Annotated in this window: 1 pseudogene; it reads right to left on the minus strand. The window is 67.3% G+C overall.

Annotated features, from left to right (window positions below):
• Positions 1–578: pseudogene (locus JCM9942_RS17260) on the minus strand (hydroxymethylglutaryl-CoA lyase); the annotation flags it as partial.
• Positions 579–780: the final 202 nt, after the last annotated feature.

The following is a 780-nucleotide window of genomic DNA, read 5'->3' on the forward strand; positions in this document are numbered from 1 at the left end:
CGACGGCGCGCAGCATCGCCGCTGCCTTGCGCGGGGTGCCCGCGCCGATGGTGTCGCCCAGCGAGACCTCGTAACAGCCATCGCGTGCAACTGGCGGGCGACACGGACCACTTCGGCTACTGGTACTTCGCCTGGTAGGGGCAGCCCAGCACGGTGGAGACGTAGCCGCGGACCTTGATCCCATCGGCTTGGGCCCGGGTCAGGATCGGCGCGAAGCGGCGCATGGACTCGTCGATGCCGGCATTGGTGTTCTTCAGGTTGAACTGCTCGGAGGCGGCGGTGAACACCGCCACTTCTTCCACGCCGACCGCCAGGGCGCGTTCGTAGCCCTGTTCATTGGGGACCAGCACCGGATAGCTGACCCCGGGGCGACGCTGGATACCGGTGAACACGTCGGCCGCGTCAGCCAGCTGCGGCACCCACTTGGGGCTGACAAAGCTGGTGGCCTCGATGCTGCGCAGGCCGGTGGCCGACAGGCGGTTGATCAACTCGATCTTGTCGGCGGTGGCGATGAGCTGTTTTTCGTTCTGCAGGCCATCGCGCGGGCCGACTTCGACAATGCGGACGAAATCGTTCACGCGCACCCCGCGACGGTAGCGGGCAGGGAGATGCTGGAAAGCATGGTTCAGTCCTTCTGCGCCCAACGCGGCGCGCGTTTCTCGAGAAATGCCGATAGCCCTTCGCGACCCTCGTCGGAGGCGCGCAGGGCGGCGATCAGGCCGGCATTGGCGCGATCGAGTGCATCGCGGTCACCGCCGGCCGCGCAGACCTCGCGCACCA

Source organism: Stenotrophomonas pictorum JCM 9942 (assembly GCF_001310775.1).
GTDB classification, from domain to species: domain Bacteria; phylum Pseudomonadota; class Gammaproteobacteria; order Xanthomonadales; family Xanthomonadaceae; genus Stenotrophomonas; species Stenotrophomonas pictorum.